This is a genomic window from Shigella sp. SIG3 (genome assembly GCF_053555855.1).
In genome coordinates this window covers 1-21,244 of the sequence record NZ_JBQZXE010000065.1, presented here as the reverse complement: position 1 = coordinate 21,244, position 21,244 = coordinate 1, and the positions used below count along the sequence as shown (strand labels likewise).

The 21,244-nt window shown below is 49.3% G+C and carries 18 protein-coding genes and 2 pseudogenes; 12 read left to right on the top strand and 8 right to left on the bottom strand.

What is annotated here, in order from left to right; genetic code table 11:
- Window positions 1–82: 82 nt before the first annotated feature.
- Both mobB and mobA read right to left on the bottom strand, forming a co-directional pair.
- Window positions 83–610: a molybdopterin-guanine dinucleotide biosynthesis protein MobB gene (gene mobB, locus ACUU1I_RS12760; protein WP_000907612.1), complete on the bottom strand. Its 528-nt coding sequence runs from the start codon at window positions 608–610 to the stop codon at window positions 83–85.
- Window positions 592–1,176, bottom strand: coding sequence for a molybdenum cofactor guanylyltransferase MobA (mobA, locus tag ACUU1I_RS12755; protein ID WP_001052156.1), 585 nt, complete (start codon window positions 1,174–1,176; stop codon window positions 592–594). The genes mobB and mobA overlap by 19 nt, the downstream gene beginning before the upstream one ends.
- A 69-nt stretch (window positions 1,177–1,245) precedes the next feature.
- Between mobA and ACUU1I_RS12750 the strand changes: the two genes are divergently transcribed.
- The 4 genes and pseudogenes from ACUU1I_RS12750 to ACUU1I_RS12735 all read left to right on the top strand — a co-directional run bounded on the left by ACUU1I_RS12750 (window position 1,246) and on the right by ACUU1I_RS12735 (window position 4,806).
- Complete coding sequence (locus ACUU1I_RS12750; RefSeq protein ID WP_005052859.1) at window positions 1,246–1,515, top strand: YihD family protein; 270 nt, start codon at window positions 1,246–1,248, stop codon at window positions 1,513–1,515.
- 76 nt (window positions 1,516–1,591) lie between these two features.
- Window positions 1,592–2,578: a stress response kinase SrkA gene (srkA, locus tag ACUU1I_RS12745; RefSeq protein WP_001065535.1), complete on the top strand. Its 987-nt coding sequence runs from the start codon at window positions 1,592–1,594 to the stop codon at window positions 2,576–2,578.
- Between the two features lie 16 nt (window positions 2,579–2,594).
- A complete protein-coding gene (dsbA, locus tag ACUU1I_RS12740; RefSeq protein ID WP_000725337.1) occupies window positions 2,595–3,221 on the top strand; it encodes a thiol:disulfide interchange protein DsbA in 627 nt (208 codons plus the stop codon).
- Window positions 3,222–3,375: 154 nt separating this feature from the next.
- A pseudogene (locus ACUU1I_RS12735) lies at window positions 3,376–4,806 on the top strand (YdgA family protein).
- A gap of 40 nt (window positions 4,807–4,846) precedes the next feature.
- Here the strand turns inward: ACUU1I_RS12735 and ACUU1I_RS12730 are convergent.
- Window positions 4,847–5,779 (bottom strand): acyltransferase, encoded by a 933-nt coding sequence (locus ACUU1I_RS12730; protein WP_024260658.1) that lies wholly within the window; start codon window positions 5,777–5,779, stop codon window positions 4,847–4,849.
- Between the two features lie 363 nt (window positions 5,780–6,142).
- On the opposite strand from ACUU1I_RS12730, the gene polA reads away from it, so the two are divergent.
- Together polA and ACUU1I_RS12720 are read left to right on the top strand one after the other, a co-directional pair.
- The gene (gene polA, locus ACUU1I_RS12725) at window positions 6,143–8,929 is read left to right on the top strand and encodes a DNA polymerase I (RefSeq protein WP_000250040.1); all 2,787 of its coding nucleotides are present in this window, start codon (window positions 6,143–6,145) and stop codon (window positions 8,927–8,929) included.
- 165 nt (window positions 8,930–9,094) lie between these two features.
- Window positions 9,095–9,142 (top strand): spot 42 RNA, inhibition of DNA synthesis, encoded by a 48-nt coding sequence (locus ACUU1I_RS12720; protein ID WP_071892919.1) that lies wholly within the window; start codon window positions 9,095–9,097, stop codon window positions 9,140–9,142.
- A gap of 168 nt (window positions 9,143–9,310) precedes the next feature.
- Here ACUU1I_RS12720 and yihA read toward each other — a convergent pair whose 3' ends face one another.
- A complete protein-coding gene (gene yihA, locus ACUU1I_RS12715; RefSeq protein ID WP_000183342.1) occupies window positions 9,311–9,943 on the bottom strand; it encodes a ribosome biogenesis GTP-binding protein YihA/YsxC in 633 nt (210 codons plus the stop codon).
- Window positions 9,944–10,239: 296 nt separating this feature from the next.
- Between yihA and ACUU1I_RS12710 the strand changes: the two are divergent.
- From ACUU1I_RS12710 to hemN, 3 genes and pseudogenes are all read left to right on the top strand, one after another.
- Window positions 10,240–10,406: pseudogene (locus ACUU1I_RS12710) on the top strand (hypothetical protein).
- 118 nt (window positions 10,407–10,524) lie between these two features.
- On the top strand, window positions 10,525–11,034 hold the full coding sequence (gene yihI, locus ACUU1I_RS12705) for a Der GTPase-activating protein YihI (RefSeq protein WP_001295266.1): 510 nt from the start codon (window positions 10,525–10,527) through the stop codon (window positions 11,032–11,034).
- A gap of 188 nt (window positions 11,035–11,222) precedes the next feature.
- The gene (gene hemN, locus ACUU1I_RS12700) at window positions 11,223–12,596 is read left to right on the top strand and encodes an oxygen-independent coproporphyrinogen III oxidase (protein WP_000116078.1); all 1,374 of its coding nucleotides are present in this window, start codon (window positions 11,223–11,225) and stop codon (window positions 12,594–12,596) included.
- Between the two features lie 228 nt (window positions 12,597–12,824).
- Here hemN and ACUU1I_RS12695 read toward each other — a convergent pair whose 3' ends face one another.
- From ACUU1I_RS12695 to glnA, 4 genes are all read right to left on the bottom strand, one after another.
- Window positions 12,825–12,935 carry a YshB family small membrane protein gene (locus ACUU1I_RS12695; protein ID WP_000893994.1) on the bottom strand — a complete coding sequence of 37 codons (111 nt, stop codon included), beginning with the start codon at window positions 12,933–12,935 and terminating at the stop codon, window positions 12,825–12,827.
- Between the two features lie 111 nt (window positions 12,936–13,046).
- Complete coding sequence (gene glnG / locus ACUU1I_RS12690) at window positions 13,047–14,456, bottom strand: nitrogen regulation protein NR(I) (protein WP_005052855.1); 1,410 nt, start codon at window positions 14,454–14,456, stop codon at window positions 13,047–13,049.
- Window positions 14,457–14,467: 11 nt separating this feature from the next.
- On the bottom strand, window positions 14,468–15,517 hold the full coding sequence (gene glnL, locus ACUU1I_RS12685; protein WP_000190577.1) for a nitrogen regulation protein NR(II): 1,050 nt from the start codon (window positions 15,515–15,517) through the stop codon (window positions 14,468–14,470).
- Between the two features lie 172 nt (window positions 15,518–15,689).
- The gene (gene glnA, locus ACUU1I_RS12680; RefSeq protein ID WP_001271717.1) at window positions 15,690–17,099 is read right to left on the bottom strand and encodes a glutamate--ammonia ligase; all 1,410 of its coding nucleotides are present in this window, start codon (window positions 17,097–17,099) and stop codon (window positions 15,690–15,692) included.
- 372 nt (window positions 17,100–17,471) lie between these two features.
- Between glnA and typA the strand changes: the two genes are divergently transcribed.
- The 3 genes from typA (at window position 17,472) to ACUU1I_RS12665 (ending at window position 21,209) form a co-directional block, all read left to right on the top strand.
- The gene (gene typA / locus ACUU1I_RS12675) at window positions 17,472–19,295 is read left to right on the top strand and encodes a ribosome-dependent GTPase TypA (RefSeq protein WP_000570668.1); all 1,824 of its coding nucleotides are present in this window, start codon (window positions 17,472–17,474) and stop codon (window positions 19,293–19,295) included.
- Between the two features lie 215 nt (window positions 19,296–19,510).
- A complete protein-coding gene (locus tag ACUU1I_RS12670) occupies window positions 19,511–20,221 on the top strand; it encodes a GntR family transcriptional regulator (RefSeq protein WP_000829798.1) in 711 nt (236 codons plus the stop codon).
- A gap of 7 nt (window positions 20,222–20,228) precedes the next feature.
- Window positions 20,229–21,209 (top strand): sugar phosphate isomerase/epimerase family protein, encoded by a 981-nt coding sequence (locus tag ACUU1I_RS12665; protein ID WP_000256407.1) that lies wholly within the window; start codon window positions 20,229–20,231, stop codon window positions 21,207–21,209.
- The last annotated feature ends 35 nt before the right edge of the window (window positions 21,210–21,244 follow it).

Below are 21,244 nucleotides of genomic sequence, written 5' to 3'. Positions count from 1 at the left end.
AAGGCCCAGTCGGGCCTTTTTGCGCTGGTGCAGAAAAAGGTCGGATGCGACACTGGCTGCGTCTGATCCAGCCTACTCTTGCTTATCCGTTCTGCTTTTGCATCCACTCCACCACAAAATCAGCCAGCCCCTCAACATCATTAATATCCAGTAATGCGACATCAAGATTAAGCGGCACATCACTGGCTACAGCAATAACATGCCTGTCTATCACTAATTCTTCAGGTCGATGTCCGGCTGCATCGCGAAACAGCACAATCTTTGCGATCTCTTCATGCTTAAACCCTTCGACCAGAATCAAATCCAGCTTTGAGGTATCCATTCGACTTGCGAGAAAATGTAGATCCAGCTCTTCTTCGTCTGGTGTTTCCGTCATCAAGGCCCATCGTTGCTGGCTGGCAACGATGGTTTGTGCCGCGCCAGCCTTGCGCAGCTCATAGCTATCTTTGCCTGGCTTATCAACATCCATATCATGGTGCGTATGCTTAATCAGCCCCGGACGGATCCCTCTGGCGCATAATGCCGGGATCAGTTTTTTCAAAAGCGTAGTTTTTCCGGTACCACTCCACGCGGCAAAGGCGAGTAACGGTATCATCGTTTTTCCTGCCATCGGGCAAGCTCCTCTGGCGTATTCACGTTAACAAATGCATCTTTATGATCGCTGAAATCAACCGCATGACCGCCAGCCAGACGCATAAATGCCATTACCCGGCGTTCTCCTGCTTGCAGATATTCCAGTAATAAAGGCTCAATAGCGCGGTTTACCAGAGCAATAGTCGGGTGATCGCGTTCACCGTCATGGACCCACACGACAGGCGCATCTTTGCGCTGATGATTAAGCCGGGCGGCTAAATCATGGGGAATGTAAGGCGTATCGCACGGACAAAACAAAAACCACTCACCAGCTTCCTGCTGCATTACTGAAAGCATTCCTGCCAGAGGGCCTGGGTAATCCGCCAGTGAATCTTCAATCACTTTCAGACCGCCTGCCTGATAGATTTCCTGATGACGATTAGCATTAACCACGACGTGAGAGAGCTGCGTCTTAAGCGCGTCAGCGACATGTTGCCACAGCGGTTTGCCATTTAAGTCCAGCAATCCTTTATCTACGCCGCCCATTCGTCTGGCTTTACCGCCTGCCAGCACAACGCCTGTTATCGTCGTCATCAGATTCACCGATATCGCCTCTTTTATTGTGGGATTGACCCTGCTAACGTGTCTGTCTCAAGAGTAAGGAGCATTACTATGAAATGTAAACGTCTGAATGAAGTTATTGAACTCCTCCAGCCAGCCTGGCAAAAAGAGCCAGACTTTAACTTGTTGCAATTTTTGCAGAAACTGGCGAAAGAGTCAGGTTTTGACGGCGAACTGGCGGATTTGACGGATGACATTCTGATCTATCACCTGAAAATGCGTGATTCCGCGAAAGATGCGGTGATCCCGGGTTTGCAGAAAGATTATGAAGAAGACTTCAAAACGGCGCTGTTACGCGCTCGCGGCGTAATTAAAGAGTAAAAGCTTGTAAGCGGCGCCACCAAAATCATCGTGAAATGATATCCTTCATCATTCGTAATGTTTTCCGGATGATGGGATGAACAACAGCGCTTTTACTTTCCAGACACTACACCCGGATACCATCATGGACGCTCTGTTTGAGCAAGGGATCCGGGTGGATTCCGGTCTTACCCCGCTTAACAGCTATGAAAACCGTGTCTATCAATTTCAGGACGAAGAGCGTCGACGTTTTGTCGTCAAATTTTATCGCCCTGAACGTTGGACAGCCGATCAAATTCTCGAAGAACATCAATTTGCGTTGCAGCTGGTAAATGATGAAGTTCCGGTCGCAGCACCTGTGGCCTTTAACGGTCAGACTTTATTGAATCATCAGGGATTTTATTTCGCTGTTTTTCCAAGCGTCGGTGGTCGCCAGTTCGAAGCTGATAATATCGATCAGATGGAAGCGGTTGGGCGTTATTTAGGGCGTATGCACCAGACGGGGCGCAAACAGCTTTTTATTCATCGCCAGACCATCGGTCTGAATGAATATCTCATTGAGCCTCGCAAGCTGTTTGAGGACGCTACACTGATACCTTCCGGGTTGAAAGCGGCATTTCTGAAAGCGACAGATGAGCTGATCGCCGCCGTTACAGCACACTGGCGGGAAGATTTCACCGTTCTGCGGCTACATGGAGACTGCCACGCCGGGAATATTCTCTGGCGCGATGGTCCAATGTTTGTTGATCTGGATGATGCACGTAATGGTCCAGCTATTCAGGATTTGTGGATGTTGCTCAATGGCGATAAAGCCCAGCAGCGGATGCAACTGGAAACTATTATTGAAGCTTATGAAGAATTTAGCGAGTTCGACACCGCTGAAATCGGACTGATTGAACCTTTACGCGCCATGCGTTTGGTTTATTATCTTGCCTGGCTAATGCGGCATTGGGCTGATCCCGCGTTCCCGAAAAATTTCCCGTGGTTAACCGGGGAAGATTACTGGCTACGACAGACGGCGACTTTTATAGAACAGGCAAAAGTTCTACAAGAACCCCCTTTGCAATTAACACCTATGTATTAATCGGAGAGAGTAGATCATGAAAAAGATTTGGCTGGCGCTGGCTGGTTTAGTTTTAGCGTTTAGCGCATCGGCGGCGCAGTATGAAGATGGTAAACAGTACACTACCCTGGAAAAACCGGTAGCTGGCGCGCCGCAAGTGCTGGAGTTTTTCTCTTTCTTCTGCCCGCACTGCTATCAGTTTGAAGAAGTTCTGCATATTTCTGATAATGTGAAGAAAAAACTGCCGGAAGGCGTGAAGATGACTAAATACCACGTCAACTTCATGGGTGGTGACCTGGGCAAAGATCTGACTCAGGCATGGGCTGTGGCGATGGCGCTGGGCGTGGAAGACAAAGTGACTGTTCCGCTGTTTGAAGGCGTACAGAAAACCCAGACCATTCGTTCAGCATCTGATATCCGCGATGTATTTATCAATGCAGGTATTAAAGGTGAAGAGTACGACGCGGCGTGGAACAGCTTCGTGGTGAAATCTCTGGTCGCTCAGCAGGAAAAAGCCGCAGCTGATGTGCAATTGCGTGGTGTTCCGGCGATGTTTGTTAACGGTAAATATCAGCTGAATCCGCAGGGTATGGATACCAGCAATATGGATGTTTTTGTTCAGCAGTATGCTGATACGGTGAAATATCTGTCCGAGAAAAAATAATTCAATGTAAATTACATAAAGCCCGTGAATATTCACGGGCTTTTTTTATTATTTAATAAATATAAATACATTCTGATAATGCATCCTGCCGCTGGACATTATTTCAGCATAAGTGGATATTCAAAGTTTTGCTGTTTTATCAGGGAATATTTATATGATACGTAAGTCAGCTACAGGTGTTATTGTTGCGTTAGCCGTAATCTGGGGTGGTGGCACATGGTACACAGGTACGCAAATTCAGCCTGGTATCGAAAAGTTTATTAAAGATTTTAACGATGCGAAAAAGAAAGGTGAACATGCCTACGATATGACGTTAAGTTATAAAAACTTTGACAAAGGCTTTTTTAATTCCCGTATTCAAATGCAAATGACATTCGATAACGGTGCACCCGATCTCAATATCAAGCCAGGCCAGAAAGTTGTATTTGATGTGGATGTTGAGCACGGTCCGTTGCCCATCACAATGTTAATGCATGGTAATGTCATCCCAGCATTGGCAGCGGCAAAAGTGAACGTAGTGAATAATGAACTGACACAACCGCTATTTATCGCCGCGAAAAATAAATCGCCCGTGGAAGCGACATTGCGATTCGCGTTTGGTGGCTCATTCTCTACGACATTAGATGTTGCCCCTGCAGAGTATGGAAAGTTTTCTTTTGGTGAGGGCCAGTTTACTTTTAATGGTGATGGTAGTTCATTGTCTAACCTGGATATTGAAGGCAAAGTCGAAGATATTGTTCTGCAATTATCACCAATGAACAAAGTAACGGCAAAAAGTTTTACCATTGATTCTCTGGCGCGATTAGAAGAAAAGAAATTTCCGGTTGGTGAAAGCGAGTCGAAATTTAATCAGATTAACATTATCAATCACGGGGAAGACGTTGCCCAAATCGATGCTTTCGTTGCAAAAACCAGGCTGGATCGCGTTAAAGACAAAGATTATATCAATGTCAATCTGACCTACGAACTTGATAAGTTAACAAAAGGGAATCAGCAACTCGGTAGTGGTGAGTGGTCATTGATTGCTGAATCTATTGATCCCTCAGCAGTGCGCCAATTTATCATCCAGTATAACATTGCGATGCAGAAGCAGCTTGCTGCACACCCTGAGTTAGCAAACGATGAAGTTGCTCTGCAAGAAGTGAATGCTGCATTGTTCAAAGAGTATTTACCGTTATTACAAAAAAGTGAGCCGACCATTAAACAACCGGTAAGATGGAAGAACGCACTCGGCGAACTAAATGCCAATCTGGATATCAGTATTGCCGACCCAGCCAAATCTTCATCATCCACAAACAAAGATATCAAATCGCTCAATTTTGATGTGAAGTTACCGCTTAATGTCGTCACATAAACCGCAAAACAGCTTAATTTATCTGAAGGAATGGATGCGGAAAAAGCGCAAAAGCAGGCTGATAAACAAATCAGCGGGATGATGACATTAGGTCAGATGTTTCAGTTAATCACGATTGACAACAATACCGCCTCGCTGCAGCTGCGTTATACACCGGGTAAAGTTGTTTTTAACGGACAGGAGATGAGCGAAGAAGAATTTATGTCTCGTGCCGGACGTTTTGTTCATTAAAATACTCACTCGCCTCTGCTCATTCAGAGGCGAGTAAAACTTACTTATTCTGACGCTGTGATGATATGAGAGACGTCAGAAGCCGGTCTTTTTCCTGCCACAATGAGTTCAGCCATTGCTGAAAATGGCGCTTAAAGCTTTTGTCATTGATGTAGTCGCCATGTAACTCATCGGCAATAGGCTGTAAATCCACATGTACGACAATCCGCGTCAGTTTACCGCTTAACATATCGAAGAACGGCTGACGGTTATTGTCCGGATAACACAGCGTAACATTAAGCAGTTTATCGAATTGTTTACCCAGTACATTTAGCGCCATCGCAATGCCTGCCGCCTTTGGTGGCAACAAGTTTTGAAAAGTGGAGTGGGTTTGCTGATGTTTTTCTTGCGTGAAACGGGAGCCTTCAACGAAATTGACAATGGTGGTGGGATGCAGGCGAAACTTTTCACAAGAACGCCGAGTGGTTTCAACATCTTGACCACGTCGCTCCGGATGACGTAATAAATAAGCGCGGGAATAACGCTTCATAAACGGCATATCCAGCGCCCAGCACGCCAGGCCAAGAAATGGCACCCAGGCCAGCTGTTGCTTGAGGAAATATTTATTCATCGGAATGTGCTTACGAAACAGCACGCACAGTACGACAATATCTGCCCAACTACGGTGGTTACAAATAAGCAGATACCAGTTCTTCTTACTTAACCCTTCCAGCCCGTGAACTTCCCATTGCAGGTGTGGGTTCAGATGCAGTAATACCGCCAGACCTTCACACCAGCAATACATCATAAAATCACAAAAACGCGAAACCTTTCGCCAAATGACTGGCACAGGTAGCAATAGTTTTACAATCCCGGCAATGATGATCGGGACGGAACAAAAAATAGTGACCAAAATGGTCAATACGATACTCAGCAAAAGGGTTATCGCAGCGAGTATTCTCGTCATAATGAATTTATTCAAAAGGTTAGCCATAGACAGTGCACTAAAGAAGCGCAAGGCGCAGATTTTAGCAGAAAATGACCCAAATAACGGATGATCCTTAAGGAGAAAAATAATTCATATCTATCCACATTAGAAAAAATCCCATTATCTCAATTATTAGGGATGGATTTATTTTTAACTGCATGAAAAATAAAGACAAACATCATGCTGTAAAAAGCATGATAATAAATTAAAAGCGATGTAAATAATTTATGCACAAAGTTATCCACATGACGATTTGCGAGCGATCCAGCAGATCTACAAAAGATTTTCACGAAAAGCGGTGAAAAACTCATGTTTTCATCCTGTCTGTGGCATCCTTTACCCATAATCTGATAAACAGGCACGGACATTATGGTTCAGATCCCCCAAAATCCACTTATCCTTGTAGATGGTTCATCTTATCTTTATCGCGCATATCACGCGTTTCCCCCGCTGACTAACAGCGCAGGCGAGCCGACCGGTGCGATGTATGGTGTCCTCAACATGCTGCGCAGTCTGATCATGCAATATAAACCGACGCATGCAGCGGTGGTCTTTGACGCCAAGGGAAAAACCTTTCGTGATGAACTGTTTGAACATTACAAATCACATCGCCCGCCAATGCCGGACGATCTGCGAGCACAAATCGAACCTCTGCACGCGATGGTTAAAGCGATGGGACTGCCGCTGCTGGCGGTTTCTGGCGTAGAAGCGGACGACGTTATCGGTACTCTGGCGCGCGAAGCCGAAAAAGCCGGGCGTCCGGTGCTGATTAGCACTGGCGATAAAGATATGGCGCAGCTGGTGACGCCAAATATTACGCTTATCAATACCATGACGAATACCATCCTCGGACCGGAAGAGGTGGTGAATAAGTACGGCGTGCCGCCAGAATTGATCATCGACTTCCTGGCGCTGATGGGTGACTCCTCTGATAACATTCCTGGCGTACCGGGCGTCGGTGAAAAAACCGCGCAGGCATTGCTGCAAGGTCTTGGCGGGCTGGATACGCTGTATACCGAGCCAGAAAAAATTGCTGGGTTGAGCTTCCGTGGCGCGAAAACAATGGCAGCGAAGCTCGAGCAAAACAAAGAAGTTGCTTATCTCTCATACCAGTTGGCGACGATTAAAACCGATGTTGAACTGGAGCTGACCTGTGAACAACTGGAAGTGCAGCAACCGGCAGCGGAAGAGTTGTTGGGGCTGTTCAAAAAGTATGAGTTCAAACGCTGGACTGCTGATGTCGAAGCGGGCAAATGGTTACAGGCCAAAGGGGCAAAACCAGCCGCGAAGCCGCAGGAAACCAGTGTTGCAGACGAAGCGCCAGAAGTGACGGCAACGGTGATTTCTTATGACAACTACGTCACTATCCTTGATGAAGAAACACTGAAAGCGTGGATTGCGAAGCTGGAAAAAGCGCCGGTATTTGCATTTGATACCGAAACCGACAGCCTTGATAACATCTCTGCTAACCTGGTCGGGCTTTCTTTTGCTATCGAGCCAGGCGTAGCGGCATATATTCCGGTTGCTCATGATTATCTTGATGCGCCCGATCAAATCTCTCACGAGCGTGCACTCGAGTTGCTAAAACCGCTGCTGGAAGATGAAAAGGCGCTGAAGGTCGGGCAAAACCTGAAATACGATCGCGGTATTCTGGCGAATTACGGCATTGAACTGCGTGGGATTGCGTTTGATACCATGCTGGAGTCCTACATTCTCAATAGCGTTGCCGGGCGTCACGATATGGACAGCCTCGCGGAACGTTGGTTGAAGCACAAAACCATCACTTTTGAAGAGATTGCGGGTAAAGGCAAAAATCAACTGACCTTTAACCAGATTGCCCTCGAAGAGGCCGGACGTTACGCCGCCGAAGATGCAGATGTCACCTTGCAGTTGCATCTGAAAATGTGGCCGGATCTGCAAAAACACAAAGGGCCGTTGAACGTCTTCGAGAATATCGAAATGCCGCTGGTGCCGGTGCTTTCACGCATTGAACGTAACGGTGTGAAGATCGATCCGAAAGTGCTGCACAATCATTCTGAAGAGCTCACCTTGCGTCTGGCTGAGCTGGAAAAGAAAGCGCATGAAATTGCAGGTGAAGAATTTAACCTTTCTTCCACCAAGCAGTTGCAAACCATTCTGTTTGAAAAACAGGGTATTAAACCGCTGAAGAAAACGCCGGGTGGCGCGCCGTCAACGTCGGAAGAGGTACTGGAAGAACTGGCGCTGGACTATCCGTTGCCAAAAGTGATTCTGGAGTATCGTGGTCTGGCGAAGCTGAAGTCGACTTACACCGACAAGCTGCCGCTGATGATCAACCCGAAAACCGGGCGTGTGCATACCTCTTATCACCAGGCAGTAACTGCAACGGGACGTTTATCGTCAACCGATCCTAACCTGCAAAACATTCCGGTGCGTAACGAAGAAGGTCGTCGTATCCGCCAGGCGTTTATTGCGCCAGAGGATTATGTGATTGTCTCAGCGGACTACTCGCAGATTGAACTGCGCATTATGGCGCATCTCTCGCGTGATAAAGGCTTGCTGACCGCATTCGCGGAAGGAAAAGATATCCACCGGGCAACGGCGGCAGAAGTGTTTGGTTTGCCACTGGAAACCGTCACCAGCGAGCAACGCCGTAGCGCGAAAGCGATCAACTTTGGTCTGATTTATGGCATGAGTGCTTTCGGTCTGGCGCGGCAATTGAACATTCCACGTAAAGAAGCGCAGAAGTACATGGACCTTTACTTCGAACGCTACCCTGGCGTGCTGGAGTATATGGAACGCACCCGTGCTCAGGCGAAAGAGCTGGGCTACGTTGAAACGCTGGACGGACGCCGTCTGTATCTGCCGGATATCAAATCCAGCAATGGTGCTCGTCGTGCAGCGGCTGAACGTGCAGCCATTAACGCGCCAATGCAGGGAACCGCCGCCGACATTATCAAACGGGCGATGATTGCCGTTGATGCGTGGTTACAGGCTGAGCAACCGCGTGTACGTATGATCATGCAGGTACACGATGAACTGGTATTTGAAGTTCATAAAGATGATGTTGATGCCGTCGCGAAGCAGATTCATCAACTGATGGAAAACTGTACCCGTCTGGATGTGCCGTTGCTGGTGGAAGTGGGGAGTGGCGAAAACTGGGATCAGGCGCACTAAGATTCGCCTGAACATGCCCTTTTTTCGTAAGTAAGCAACATAAGCTGTCACGTTTTGTGATGGCTATTAGAAATTCCTATGCAACAACTGAAAAAAAATTACAAAAAGTGCTTTCTGAACTGAACAAAAAAGAGTAAAGTTAGTCGCGTAGGGTACAGAGGTAAGATGTTCTATCTTTCAGACCTTTTACTTCACGTAATCGGATTTGGCTGAATATTTTAGCCGCCCCAGTCAGTAATGACTGGGGCGTTTTTTATTGGGCGAAAGAAAAGATCCGTAATGCCTGATGCGCTATGTTTATCAGGCCAACGGTAGAATTGTAATCTATTGAATTTACGGGCCGGATACGCCACATCCGGCACAAGCATTAAGGCAAGAAAATTATTCGCCGTCCTGCGTTTCTTCTACAGGCTGCATCTCGCTAAACCAGGTATCCAGTTTCTGCCGCAGCTTGTCTACGCCTTGTTTCTTCAACGAAGAAAACGTTTCAACCTGCACATCACCGTTAAACGCCAGTACAGCTTCACGCACCATATTCAATAGCGCTTTACGTGCGCCGCTTGCCAGTTTGTCCGCTTTGGTCAGCAGCACCAGAACGGCGATATTGCTGTCTACCGCCCACTCAATCATCTGCTGATCCAAATCTTTCAGCGGATGGCGAATATCCATTAGCACCACCAGACCTTGCAGGCTCTGACGTTTTTCGAGGTATTCGCCGAGCGCACGCTGCCATTTGCGCTTCATCTCTTCCGGGACTTCCGCATAACCGTACCCAGGCAAGTCAACCAGACGCTTGCCGTCAGCCACTTCAAACAGGTTGATAAGCTGGGTGCGCCCTGGGGTTTTTGAGGTACGAGCCAGGCTTTTCTGGTTAGTCAGCGTGTTCAGCGCGCTGGATTTACCTGCGTTGGAACGGCCTGCAAAAGCCACTTCAATTCCGGTATCGGAAGGTAGGTGGCGAATATCAGGCGCACTCATCACAAAATGCGTCTGTTGATAATTCAAATTAGTCAAAGCGGTCGTCTCCGTCAGTCAAAGCTTTGTGGCGATTATACCTGAACCATAATAAAAGGCGGATTTTTCGGCGTGAGCGTTGTAAGTAAAAGCCATACGCTTTGTGAGACATTGCCGATAGTCTTTATGCGAAATAGCAGAGAAAATTCTGCGATGCATGTCAAATAAGCTATATAAATCAGTGAATTGCTTTTATATAAAACTCTGAAAATGTGCAAATACTGATGGCGGTTGATTGTTTGTTTAAAGCAAAGGCGTAAAGTAGCACCCATAGAGCGAGGACGCTAACAGGAACAATGACTCAGGATGAGGGTCAGGAGCGCCAGGAGGCGAAGACAGAGGATTGTCAGGAAGACAAACGTCCGGAGACGTAATTAAACGGAAATGGAATCAACACGGATTGTTCCGGCTAATGGAAAAACAGGGTGTGTTGGCGGCCTGCAAGGATTGTAAGACCCGTTAAGGGTTATGAGTCAGGAAAAAAGGCGACAGAGTAATCTGTCGCCTTTTTTCTTTGCTTGCTTTCTGTTAGATTCCGCCGCAAATCTATACTGAATAAAACGGCTAAAAGACGAACCATTATGAAACCATCATCTTCAAACTCACGCAGCAAAGGTCATGCAAAAGCGCGTCGAAAAACACGCGAGGAGCTGGATCAGGAAGCTCGTGACCGTAAGCGTCAGAAAAAACGTCGTGGTCATGCGCCGGGCAGCCGCGCAGCGGGCGGAAACACCACGTCAGGCAGCAAAGGCCAGAACGCACCAAAAGATCCACGTATTGGCAGTAAAACCCCTATTCCATTGGGAGTGACTGAAAAAGTCACCAAACAGCACAAACCGAAGAGTGAGAAACCTATGCTTTCACCGCAGGCGGAGTTGGAATTACTGGAAACGGATGAGCGTCTGGATGCGCTGCTGGAACGTCTGGAAGCAGGCGAAACCCTGAGCGCCGAAGAGCAATCCTGGGTGGATGCTAAACTGGATCGTATTGATGAGTTGATGCAGAAACTCGGCCTCTCTTATGACGATGACGAAGAAGAGGAAGAAGACGAGAAGCAAGAAGACATGATGCGTCTGCTGCGGGGCAACTAACGGATTGCCGCCGTGGGCCTTCCCGTTCTGCTGATAACCCTTCCGGTTATATGTTATCTGGTGTGGTTATTCGTTAAACTACAGCGGTTGTCGCGGCGACAAAAGTGGCTGCGCAACCGGCTGATGACCCGAAACGGGCATCCGCCGGTACGCCGTAGCCGCCAGAGACGCCATCGGAAGGAGTGAGCATGTCTGTACAGCAAATCGACTGGGATCTGGCCCTGATCCAGAAATATAACTATTCCGGGCCACGATACACCTCGTACCCGACCGCGCTGGAGTTTTCAGAAGACTTCGGCGAACAGGCGTTTTTACAAGCCGTGGCGCGCTATCCTGAGCGTCCATTATCTCTCTACGTACATATCCCGTTCTGCCATAAGCTTTGTTACTTCTGCGGTTGCAATAAGATTGTTACTCGCCAGCAGCACAAGGCCGATCAGTATCTGGACGCGCTGGAGCAAGAAATCGTCCATCGTGCACCGCTGTTCGCCGGGCGTCACGTCAGCCAATTGCACTGGGGCGGCGGAACGCCGACGTATCTGAATAAAGCGCAAATCAGCCGTCTGATGAAGCTGCTGCGCGAAAACTTCCATTTCAATACCGATGCGGAGATTTCGATCGAAGTCGATCCGCGGGAAATCGAACTGGATGTACTCGATCATTTACGCGCCGAAGGCTTTAATCGCCTGAGCATGGGCGTGCAGGACTTCAACAAAGAAGTGCAACGTCTGGTTAACCGCGAGCAGGATGAAGAGTTCATCTTTGCACTGCTTAACCATGCGCGTGAGATTGGTTTTACCTCCACCAACATCGACCTGATTTACGGCCTGCCGAAACAGACGCCGGAGAGTTTCGCCTTTACCCTGAAACGTGTGGCGGAGCTGAACCCCGATCGTCTGAGCGTTTTTAACTACGCGCATCTGCCGACCATTTTTGCTGCTCAGCGCAAAATCAAAGATGCTGACCTGCCGAGTCCGCAGCAAAAACTCGATATCCTGCAGGAAACCATCGCCTTCCTGACGCAATCGGGCTATCAGTTTATCGGTATGGATCACTTTGCCCGTCCTGATGACGAGCTGGCGGTGGCCCAGCGTGAAGGCGTGCTGCATCGTAACTTCCAGGGCTACACCACTCAGGGCGATACCGATCTGCTGGGGATGGGCGTTTCCGCCATCAGCATGATTGGCGACTGCTACGCGCAGAACCAGAAAGAGTTGAAGCAGTACTATCAGCAAGTGGATGAACAAGGCAATGCGCTGTGGCGTGGTATTGCGCTAACGCGTGATGACTGTATTCGCCGCGATGTGATTAAGTCGCTCATCTGCAACTTCCGTCTGGATTACGCCCCTCTTGAGAAACAGTGGGATTTGCACTTCGCTGATTACTTTGCGGAAGATCTCAAGCTGCTCGCCCCGTTAGCAAAAGATGGGCTGGTGGATGTGGATGAGAAGGGAATACAGGTGACGGCGAAAGGTCGCTTGCTGATCCGCAACATTTGCATGTGCTTTGATACCTATCTGCGCCAGAAAGCGCGGATGCAGCAGTTCTCACGGGTGATTTAAAGAGTGAATGGCGCTTCGTTTACAAAGTAGAAAACGAAAGCGCCATCAATGTGCTGAGAACAAGATTGCCTGATGCGCTGGGCAACAAAACCTGTTGAAATTATTGCTTTTGTAGGCCGGATAAGGCGTTTACGCCGCATCAGGCATCTGAGCATGATGCCTGATGCGACGCTGGTCGCGTCTTATCAGGCCTACGACTTTCTCCGCATCCGGCATAAACAACGAGCTTCAGCTAAACAGCCCAATCATCGCGGCACACAGCACGGCAGCAACGGCAGTTTGCGGTGTGTGGCTGTCAACTGCGCCACTCGATACCAGATTAATTATTGATTCCAGCATAATGACTCTCCCCGTTTTCCGGGCAAGATCATACTGAACTTATCGGAACAGTAAAGCGCAAAATACCAGCAATTTGCGCTCAATAATCAATCTTTACACACAAGCCGTGAATCACTCCATCCCCAGCTCTTTTAACTTACGCGTCAGAGTGTTGCGGCCCCAGCCGAGTAGCCGCGCCGCTTCCTGTTTATGCCCCTGCGTATGTCGCAACGCGGTCGTCAGTAACGTCCGCTCCAGCTCTGGCTGCGCTTCGGAAAGCAGATTTTGATGACCGGAACGCAGCGCTCTGTCTGCCCACTGCGCTAAAAGTGTCGCCCAACTGTCCGGTTGCATTTGCGAAGTACTCTCCGCAACCGTTGATTCAAACAGTTCGCCGGGCAAATCCTGAATCAACACTTCCTGCCCGGCGGCCATCACCGTTAGCCAGCGGCAGGTGTTTTCCAGCTGGCGCACGTTGCCTGGCCACGCCAGACGCGTCAGAGCAGCTTCGGTTTCCGGATGCAGCAACTTCGCTTCTACGCCCAGTTCGCGCGCGGCAACCTGTAAAAAATGGCGCGCCAGACGGGGAATATCTTCCCGACGTTCGCGCAGCGGCGGCAGATGAACGCGGATAACGTTCAGGCGGTGGAACAGATCCTCACGGAACTTACCTTCCTGCACCCGCTGTTCAAGATTCTGGTGAGTGGCAGCGATAATCCGCACATCCACTTTCACCGGCGCATAGCCGCCAACGCGATAAAACTGACCGTCTGCCAGCACGCGCAGCAAACGCGTCTGCACATCCAGCGGCATATCTCCAATTTCGTCGAGAAATAACGTGCCGCCATCGGCCTGTTCAAAACGCCCCTGACGAATGGTATTCGCGCCAGTAAACGCGCCTTTCTCGTGGCCAAACAGTTCTGATTCGATCAAATCTTTTGGGATAGCTGCCATATTCAGCGCGATAAACGGCGCTTTGGTGCGCGGACTGTGGCGATGCAGGGCATGAGCGACCAGTTCTTTACCGGTGCCGGATTCGCCGTTAATCAGCACGCTAATAGAAGAACGCGAAAGCCGACCGATAATACGGAACACGTCCTGCATGGCTTGCGCTTCGCCGATGATATCGGTCGTTGGGCCGTTAAGCTGAATATTACGCGGCTGCTGCTGTTCCTGGTAATGACTGATAGCGCGCTCAACCAGCGCCACTGCTTCGTCGATATCAAACGGTTTGGGCAGATAATCAAACGCCCCTTGTTGATAGGCGCTGACGGCAGCATCCAGATCGGAATGTGCGGTCATAATGATGACCGGAAGCATTGGATGGCGCTGTTTAATCTGCTTGAGCAGCGCCAGCCCGTCCATTCCCGGCATACGGATATCTGAAAGCAGCACATCCGGCGTTTTGCTCGCCAGCGCCTCCAGTACTTCCGCGCCGTTCTCAAATGTCGTACAGGTTAAACCCGCTCCAGCGAGCGCACGTTCAAGCACCCAACGGATGGAACTATCGTCATCGACTACCCAGACTATCCCTCGTTGCATAAACGTCACCTTTATTTCCTGATAGGCAGGTAAACCGAGAACTCGGTATGACCTGGCCAACTGGTAAATTCAATTTTGCCTGAATGCTGATCAATCAAATTACGGGCGATGGATAAGCCAAGCCCGGTGCCACCTTCGCGGCCGCTGACCATCGGGTAAAACAGCGTATCCTGCAAATGAGGCGGAATGCCCGGCCCGTTATCTTCCACATCAATCCGCGCCGCCAGCCGGTAGCGCTCGCCGTGTAAGGTCAGTTGAAACGCGGTGCGGGTACGCAGAATGATTTCACCGCCTTCCGGCCCCAGCGCCTGTAGCGCATTGCGCACAATATTCAGCAAGACCTGTTCAATTTGATCCGGGTCGTGCGCCAGTTCCGGCAGGCTGGGATCGTAATCACGAATCAACCGCACGTTGTCCGGCAGTTCCATCGACACCAGCGTTACCACGCGTTCAGCCACTTTGTGAATACTTTCGGTAACGCGCGTACCGGGCAGCTGCGGCCCCAACAGACGGTCGACCAAATTTCGCAGCCGGTCCGCCTGTTCGATAATCACTTTGGTATATTCGAGTAGTGATGGGTCAGGTAACGCTTTGCTGAGTAACTGCGCCGCGCCACGTAAACCGCCAAGCGGATTTTTAATCTCATGTGCCAGGCCGCGCACTAAATCACGGGCAGCTACTTGTTGAGCATGTTGTAGTTGTTCCTGGCTTAAGCGGCGCTGGTTATCCATCGGTGCCATCTCCAGCAGGATCATGCCGTCCGGCATACGCTGGGCCGTCACAGAAAGGATATGCGAGCGACCATCGATGACCAGCGTCACTTCGTTATCGGTAAAGCCTTGCCCCGCCTCCAGACTTTCTTGCATCAGCTCGATATTTAATGAGAAGTAGCTCAACAGTTCCGGTAACGGCGTACCAAACAATTTGCGGGAGCTTTGGGCGAGCAGTTGTTGCGCGGCGGGGTTGGCGTAATGGATCGCCAGATTGTCATCAATTAACAAAATACTGTTAATCAGCGAGTTGAGGATCTGCCCAGCATCGGGCTGCGTGCCTGTTGCCATAAAGCAGTCTCCTGAACAGGTTGCACCATTTTAGTGCATTATAGCTTTTTACGGATAAAAAGCGCGAAGCATCAGAGAATTGACGGAGAAAAAAGCCCATGCAGAGATGGGCTGAAAGTTTCCACGGCAACTAAATCCCGGCGTTGTGCGCCGGGTAGTACAACTTCAACTATTAGACGCTGTAGTACAGCTCAAACTCTACCGGATGCGGAGTCATACGCACGCGGTCATCTTCTTCGCGACGCAGAGCGATGTACGCATCGATCGCTTCATCCGTGAACACGCCACCGGCTTTCAGGAACTCGCGGTCCAGATCCAGTTCGTTCAGTGCTTCTTCCAGAGAGCCTGCAACCTGTGGGATCTCTTTCGCTTCTTCTGGCGGCAGGTCATACAGGTTTTTGTCCATGGCTTCGCCCGGATGGATCTTGTTCTTGATACCATCAAGACCGGCCATCAGCAGGGCAGCAAAGCACAGGTACGGGTTAGCTGCCGGATCCGGGAAACGTACTTCGATACGACGTGCTTTCGGAGAAGAAACCACCGGAATACGGATAGACGCAGAACGGTTACGCGCAGAGTAAGCCAGCATTACCGGTGCTTCGTAGCCCGGGACCAGACGCTTATAAGAGTTGGTGGTCGGGTTTGCCAGGGCGTTAATCGCTTTAGCGTGTTTGATTACGCCGCCAATGTAGTACAGCGCCTGCTCAGACAGACCTGCGTATTTGTCGCCTGCGAACAGGTTAACGCCGTTTTTAGACAGAGACATGTGGCAGTGCATACCGGAGCCGTTATCACCGAACATCGGTTTTGGCATAAAGGTCGCGGTTTTACCGAAGCGGTGCGCTACGTTATGCACGACATATTTGTAGATCTGAATTTCGTCAGCTTTTTTGGTCATGGTATTGAAGCGGGTAGCCACTTCGTTCTGACCAGCAGTCGCTACTTCGTGGTGATGGGCTTCAACCACCAGACCCATCTGTTCCATCACCAGACACATTTCAGAACGAATATCCTGAGCAGAGTCTACCGGCGGAACCGGGAAGTAACCGCCTTTCACTGCCGGACGGTGACCTTTGTTACCACCTTCGTATTGGGTGGAGGAGTTCCATGCGCCTTCGATATCGTCGATAGCAACGTGGGAACCGGAGATAGATGATCCGAAACGGATGTCATCGAACAGGAAGAATTCAGGTTCTGGCCCGAACAGTACGGTGTCGGCAATGCCAGTGGAACGCAGGTAATCTTCGGCGCGCTTCGCAATAGAGCGCGGGTCACGGTCATAGCCTTGCAGGGTGCCAGGTTCAAGGATGTCGCAACGGATAATCAGGGTGGAGTCGGCGAAGAACGGGTCAATCACTGCGGTGGATGCGTCTGGCATCAGCACCATGTCGGATTCGTTAATGCCTTTCCAGCCGCCAATCGAGGAGCCGTCAAACATTTTGCCTTCTTCGAAGAATTCAGCATTCACCTGATGAGCAGGGATAGTGACGTGTTGTTCTTTACCTTTGGTATCGGTGAAGCGCAAATCAACAAACTTCACTTCGTGCTCGTTCAGCATCGTCAGTACGTGTTCAGCGGACATACTTTAACTCTCCTGGATTGGTCATTGTCGTCGTGGTAACGAAATCTGCAATTATTTTGGCCGTGTCGCCGTAAAAAAGATAAAGCGAAATCTGTGCCAACTTTTAAATTGCCCCTAAAAGGCGTTATCATGCTTAACATCGTGCAAAAGGGCTGCACCATGATGTGAATGTTGCACCAATATAGTGCTTCAATGGAAACATTAAGCACCATATTGGTGCAATGACCTTTGGATAACCCTTTTTATGCTCCGTGAAAGCGATCACAAAGGGACTCTGCAATACTTGTTTGCGGAGGATGTTTGTGATCCTGTTTTGTAGTGCGATTAATCCGTGTACAATAACGCGCTATTTCTAATGCCTGAGGCAAAGTTGTGATCGAAAAATTGCGTAATATCGCCATCATCGCGCACGTAGACCATGGTAAAACCACCTTGGTAGACAAGCTGCTCCAACAATCCGGTACGTTCGACTCTCGTGCCGAAACCCAAGAGCGCGTGATGGACTCCAACGATTTGGAGAAAGAGCGTGGGATTACCATCCTCGCGAAAAACACCGCTATCAAATGGAATGATTACCGTATCAACATCGTTGATACCCCGGGGCACGCCGACTTCGGTGGTGAAGTTGAACGTGTAATGTCCATGGTAGACTCAGTGCTGCTGGTGGTTGACGCATTTGACGGCCCGATGCCGCAAACGCGCTTCGTAACCAAAAAAGCGTTTGCTTACGGCCTGAAGCCGATTGTTGTTATCAACAAAGTTGACCGCCCTGGCGCGCGTCCTGATTGGGTTGTGGATCAGGTATTCGATCTGTTCGTTAACCTCGACGCGACCGACGAGCAGCTGGACTTCCCGATCGTTTACGCTTCTGCGCTGAACGGTATCGCGGGTCTGGACCACGAAGATATGGCGGAAGACATGACCCCGCTGTATCAGGCGATTGTTGACCACGTTCCTGCGCCGGACGTTGACCTTGACGGTCCGTTCCAGATGCAGATTTCTCAGCTCGATTACAACAGCTATGTTGGCGTTATCGGCATTGGCCGCATCAAGCGTGGTAAAGTGAAGCCGAACCAGCAGGTTACTATCATCGATAGCGAAGGCAAAACCCGTAACGCGAAAGTCGGTAAAGTGCTGGGCCACCTCGGTCTGGAACGTATCGAAACCGATCTGGCGGAAGCTGGCGATATCGTGGCGATCACGGGCCTGGGCGAACTGAACATTTCTGACACCGTTTGCGACACGCAAAACGTTGAAGCGCTGCCGGCACTCTCCGTTGATGAGCCGACCGTTTCTATGTTCTTCTGCGTTAACACCTCGCCGTTCTGCGGTAAAGAAGGTAAGTTCGTAACGTCTCGTCAGATCCTCGATCGTCTGAACAAAGAACTGGTACACAACGTTGCGCTGCGCGTAGAAGAAACCGAAGACGCCGATGCGTTCCGCGTTTCTGGTCGTGGTGAACTGCACCTCTCTGTTCTTATCGAAAACATGCGTCGTGAAGGTTTCGAACTGGCGGTATCCCGTCCGAAAGTAATCTTCCGTGAAATCGACGGTCGTAAACAAGAGCCGTATGAAAACGTGACGCTGGACGTTGAAGAACAGCATCAGGGTTCTGTGATGCAGGCGCTGGGCGAACGTAAAGGCGACCTGAAAAACATGAATCCAGACGGTAAAGGCCGCGTACGTCTCGACTACGTGATCCCAAGCCGTGGTCTGATTGGCTTCCGTTCTGAGTTCATGACCATGACTTCCGGTACTGGTCTGCTGTACTCCACCTTCAGCCACTACGACGACGTACGTCCGGGCGAAGTGGGTCAGCGTCAGAACGGTGTACTGATCTCTAACGGTCAGGGTAAAGCTGTCGCGTTCGCGCTGTTCGGTCTGCAGGATCGCGGTAAGCTGTTCCTCGGTCACGGTGCAGAAGTTTACGAAGGTCAGATTATCGGTATTCATAGCCGCTCTAACGACCTGACTGTAAACTGCCTGACCGGTAAGAAACTGACCAACATGCGTGCTTCCGGTACTGACGAAGCTGTTGTTCTGGTTCCGCCTATCCGCATGACTCTGGAACAAGCTCTGGAGTTCATCGATGATGACGAACTGGTAGAAGTGACTCCGACCTCTATCCGTATTCGTAAACGTCACCTGACGGAAAACGATCGTCGCCGCGCCAACCGCGCACCGAAAGACGATTAATTTCGTTTTTTAGTCATAAAAAACCTGCCAGCGATGGCAGGTTTTTTTTACCTGTCGTGAGCGCACACCAATGCGAGTATCTCCCTTATAAGTCTGTGATTACGTCAATAGAGAGCTTTGTCACAATTATCTGCAAAGTCATACACCGTTAATTGCTTTCTTTTTTGGCGTAAGCGTAAGATGCTTCATCTGGTTTAAACCAAAAGGATTAAACAATGGCGGAGAATCAATCCACCGTAGAAAATGCAAAAGAGAAACTGGATCGGTGGTTGAAAGATGGCATCACCACGCCGGGTGGAAAACTCCCTTCAGAAAGAGAGCTGGGAGAACTGCTGGGCATTAAACGTATGACGCTGCGCCAGGCGTTGTTGAACCTCGAGGCAGAATCCAAAATCTTCCGTAAGGATCGTAAGGGGTGGTTCGTGACCCAGCCGCGATTTAATTACAGTCCGGAGCTGTCGGCGAGCTTTCAGCGGGCCGCAATTGAGCAAGGGCGAGAGCCTTCTTGGGGGTTTACCGAGAAAAACCGTACCAGCGATATTCCCGAGACGCTCGCGCCACTGATTGCAGTGACGCCATCAACTGAACTCTATCGCATCACCGGCTGGGGGGCGCTGGAAGGACATAAAGTTTTCTATCACGAAACATATATTAATCCTGAAGTTGCTCCGGGTTTTATTGAACAACTTGAAAACCACTCATTTTCTGCAGTCTGGGAAAAGTGCTACCAAAAAGAGACGGTAGTAAAAAAATTGATTTTCAAACCCGTCAGAATGCCGGGCGATATCAGCAAGTATCTTGGCGGTTCTGCGGGTATGCCAGCGATCTTAATTGAAAAGCATCGCGCCGACCAGCAAGGCAATATTGTCCAGATAGATATTGAATATTGGCGATTTGAGGCCGTAGACCTCATCATTAATCTGTAGGTGTTTTATGGTGACAATAAATAACGCAAGAAAGATTCTACAACGTGTCGACACTCTTCCTCTTTATTTACATGCTTATGCCTTTCATTTAAATATGCGGCTGGAAAGAGTGTTGCCTGCTGATTTACTTGATATCGCAAGTGAAAATAATCTACGTGGCGTCAAAATCCATGTTCTGGATGGCGAGCGTTTTTCTCTTGGTAATATGGACGATAAAGAACTCTCTGCCTTTGGGGATAAAGCCCGCCGTCTGAACCTTGATATTCATATTGAAACCAGCGCTTCAGATAAGGCATCTATTGACGAAGCCGTCGCCATCGCGTTGAAAACTGGGGCAACGTCCGTACGTTTTTATCCACGTTATGAAGGTAATTTGCGCGACGTATTATCGATTATCGCTAACGACATTGCCTATGTACGGGAAACGTATCAGGACAGCGGCCTGACTTTTACGATTGAGCAGCATGAAGATTTAAAAAGTCATGAGCTGGTGTCGCTGGTCAAAGAAAGTGAGATGGAGTCTCTTTCCTTACTGTTTGATTTTGCTAACATGATCAATGCAAATGAGCATCCCATCGACGCCTTAAAAACGATGGCACCGCATATTACCCAGGTCCATATTAAAGATGCCTTGATCGTTAAAGAACAGGGTGGCCTGGGTCATAAAGCCTGTATTTCAGGTCAGGGTGATATGCCATTCAAAGCGTTATTAACGCACCTTATCTGCCTTGGTGATGATGAGCCGCAGGTGACGGCATATGGTCTGGAAGAAGAGGTTGATTACTATGCGCCGGCGTTCCGCTTTGAAGACGAAGATGATAATCCGTGGATCCCTTATCGCCAGATGAGTGAAACACCCCTACCAGAAAATCATTTACTGGATGCGCGGTTACGTAAAGAAAAAGAAGATGCAATTAATCAGATAAATCATGTGCGTAACGTACTACAACAAATCAAACAAGAGGCAAACCATCTTCTGAACCACTAATAAGTTTTAACTCATACGCAGTTAATAAAACCATT